Raw genomic sequence first — 3,592 nt, 5'->3', positions numbered from 1 at the left:
GAACTTGTGTCCTGTAGTCATGATACAGACTTCCAGGCAAGAAGACTTGGAATAAAATATAAAGATGAAGATGGAAAACTTAAATTAGTTCATACTATGAACTCAACAGCATGTGCAATAGGGAGAACAATCACTGCAATTTTAGAAAATTATCAACAGAAAGATGGATCTGTATTAATTCCTGATGTGCTTAAACCATATATGAAAGGAATCAAAAAAATAACACCTAAATAATACCTTTATCTTATATAAAAATAATAGAAAAATCTTCCTAAAAAAGTAAACGGTAATTAAAACCTAACTAGAACTTAAATAAGGAGAATCGAAAAAATCTTTCCAAAAAATATCTAAAGTGCCAAATGATAATAAGTTTGTCATCCTGACCCTGAGTGATAAGCATGTCCTTGAACGGAGTGAAGGAAAGGGGAAGGATCCCTTTAATTCATAATTGAAATTATTTATTTTTCCCAACAAATTTAAACCTCTATAATTAAATTTATATATACATTTTTTAATCTGTGTTAAAATTTATTTGAAAACTATGTTAATTTGGAGGGGTGTCTGAGTGGCTGAAAGAGATGGTCTTGAAAACCATTAAGGACCTAACGGTCCTTCGGGGGTTCGAATCCCTCCCCCTCCGCCACTTTTATTTCTAGTGGAATATTAATTTAATAGCTAAACAATTTTAATTTAATTCCATTTTAAAAATTATATTCCTAATATAACCTCACAACATCAAATTCTATTAATAAATAATTATTTTTAAAAATAACTTTTATGCTTGACAAAACGAACTAATGTTTGTATAATATATATACATTTGATTAATTATGTTTATATTTAAATAGTTAATTAACAAATAAAATTAATTCATAAACTAAAACATAGGGTAAAGATTAAAAAGTATTTGATTAATTTAAAATAGAAATAAAAGAAATAAAAATAGTTAAATAAAAGTTAAGTTATAAGAATTTAGAGTAAGAATATGTCAAGAGCTGTAGTAAAAAAAGGTGATCAAAGAGTTTTTATGGAAAATGTTAAAAATAAATCAGGTTTGACATGGGATAGATTAGCAAAAGTTGTAAATTTATCATCACGAACTCTCAGAGATTGGAGAAGAGAAGTACTTAAGATGAACTATGAAAAAGCAAAGATACTATCAGAATTTACGAAAGTTTCTCTCCCAAATATAGAAAAAATACTTCCAGAATATTGGAGTGTTCCTAAAGCAGCAAAAGCCGGAGGATTAGCAAGATTAAAGATATATGGACCTCCCGGCACACCAGAAGGTAGAAGTAAGGGAGGTAAAAGATCTCAAGAATTAAGAAGATTATATCCTGAGAGATATCCAAGAGTTGTTAAAAGAAAAGAAATTAAAATTCCAGCTTATTCAATTCGTTTAGCAGAATTTACAGGAATTATATTGGGAGATGGTGGTATAACAAATCATCAGGTTAAAGTTTCACTGAATTATAAAGGGGATGCTGAATATATTCTTTATGTTAACTCTTTATTTAAAAAATTATTTTCAATTGTTCCTGTTAGAATAGATCGTATTAAAGAAAATTGTACACATATAGTTGCTTCTAGTACTAATCTGGTAGAGTTCTTAGAAAAAATAGGGCTACATAGAGGTAATAAGGTGAAACAACAGGTAGATATACCAAAATGGGTTTTTAAAAATAAAGGTTTGATGAAAGCTTGTTTAAGGGGGTTAGTAGATACTGATGGAAATATTGCTCGGAAGAACTATCATGCAAATACATTAGCAATACAAATAAGTTTTACAAGTGCTTCAAAACCTTTATTAAAATCTGTTAGAAGAATATGGATGGAACTTGGTTATCATCCCACAGAGATTACAAGACGACAAGTTCATATTACACGTTTACAGGAAATTCATAAATATGTAAAGGAAATTGGGTTTAGTAATGCTAAACATGTAAAAAGATATAAAAACTACTTGTCTATGTTTAGCTAAAAATAATAGATTATTAGATATCTTTATGATTCATTGTTTGAAAATTTTAGATAAAGTTAATTTAAAATTTTAAATTAATAATTCTTTTTGGATATAATTGGGTATAATATTAATAGAATTTTCGATTTATATCTAAGAATTATTAAAAATATATATTATTGTGTAAATGTATATTTGCGGGAGGAGTGCTTGAGTGGACGAAAAGGATGGTTTGCTAAACCATTAAGGGGTTAATAGCTCCTTCGTGGGTTCGAATCCCACCTCCTCCGCCATATTTAAACCATTCCCATCAAGAATGGTTTTTTATTTTATTTTTTTAGATAGAATTTAATATTCTATTAGATATAATTAGTCTACACCCTCCTCCTACCCCCTCCTATCAAGGGAGGGGAATCAAGTATAAAGAAGGGAGAAACTATGCCCAAATCTTTAAATATCTTTATTGATAATTTATTTAATTATAGAAAAATAATTAATAACTAAAATCAAAGGAACTAATTGATTTTAAATATGGAATGAAATAATATTTATACAAAAGAAATATTTTGAGTTTGATAACATTTAAATATTCTTTCCAAGCATGGCTGGTCAATTAGTTTCAAATTTGAAGAGAAATATTTTAAGCTAGATAAAATTGAAACAATTTCTTTAGCTTATCTAACATATATAAAATGGCATAATACTTAAATAAAACGAATATTTTGGTGTGCGCCTGTAGCTCAATTGGATAGAGCAGCGGACTACGAATCCGGAGGTTGGAGGTTCAAATCCTCTCAGGCGCGCCATTTTTTTATAAATTTATATATTAATCAAAGATTCCAAAATATTAATTTTTTTATTTTTATAAACAAAATTTGTGATTATAAAATAAGATAGATTCTACATAGATTTAAAAAATAAAAATTTCACTTTTTCTCTTCATTTGATATTATTATTTTGGAGAGATGGCTGAGGGGATTAAAGCAGCGGTCTCGAAAACCGTTAAGGGTTAATAGCCCTTCGTGGGTTCGAATCCCACTCTCTCCGCCAATTTAAAAATAATATTTTATACTAGCAACCATTTACCAATTTTAACTTTAATTTGGGACTTCTTAACTAATAGTTGGAATATTAGGCTGGAGATTTACACTCATTCGCATTGCAAGTACATTCTTCTTTCCACCCATTGCAGGATTTATAGCTCAAATGTTCTCTAGAGGTCTTAAATAGATATGAGTAAAAATTGGTTATGGAAGAAGGATATTGAAAAATTCATTATTAAAGAATATCAATAGACTTTCCTGCATATCTTATATAATATCCTAATAAATTATATTTTTAACATTATAAAAGGAGAGACTATGCCAACGCGAAAAAAGCAGTATATATCTGCTGATGATTTATATAGATTTAAATTGATTACTGACTGCCAAATCTCTCCATCTGGTAAACATGTAGTTTTTTGTGTTCAGAGAGTAGATAGAAAGACTAAAAAGAAATATTCAAATCTATGGATTGTACCAACTGAAAGGGGAAGAGCCTGGCAATTTACATATGGAAATCAAGTAGATAGTCAACCAAAATGGTCACCAGATGGAAAATATATTGCTTTCATTTCAAATAGAGATGATG

General features: G+C 28.6%; 3 protein-coding genes and 4 tRNA genes. All 7 read left to right on the top strand.

Features of this window, described 5'->3' with window-relative positions:
- Window positions 1–234: serine--tRNA ligase (locus KKC53_01220; GenBank protein MBU2597790.1), on the top strand; the 234-nt coding region annotated here is incomplete at its 5' end.
- 317 nt (window positions 235–551) lie between these two features.
- Window positions 552–643 (top strand) — tRNA-Ser (locus tag KKC53_01215).
- A gap of 342 nt (window positions 644–985) precedes the next feature.
- Window positions 986–1,981: a hypothetical protein gene (locus tag KKC53_01210; protein MBU2597789.1), complete on the top strand. Its 996-nt coding sequence runs from the start codon at window positions 986–988 to the stop codon at window positions 1,979–1,981.
- 179 nt (window positions 1,982–2,160) lie between these two features.
- Window positions 2,161–2,253 (top strand) — tRNA-Ser (locus KKC53_01205).
- Window positions 2,254–2,689: 436 nt separating this feature from the next.
- Window positions 2,690–2,766 (top strand) — tRNA-Arg (locus KKC53_01200).
- Window positions 2,767–2,919: 153 nt separating this feature from the next.
- Window positions 2,920–3,010, top strand: a tRNA-Ser gene (locus KKC53_01195).
- A gap of 311 nt (window positions 3,011–3,321) precedes the next feature.
- Window positions 3,322–3,592: DPP IV N-terminal domain-containing protein (locus KKC53_01190; GenBank protein ID MBU2597788.1), on the top strand; the 271-nt coding region annotated here is incomplete at its 3' end.

Source organism: Actinomycetota bacterium (genome assembly GCA_018830725.1).
Taxonomy (GTDB): Bacteria; Actinomycetota; Humimicrobiia; order JAHJRV01; family JAHJRV01; genus JAHJRV01.
Note: the sequence above shows the minus strand (reverse complement) of the source record. Positions and strands in the feature narration are given on the sequence as shown.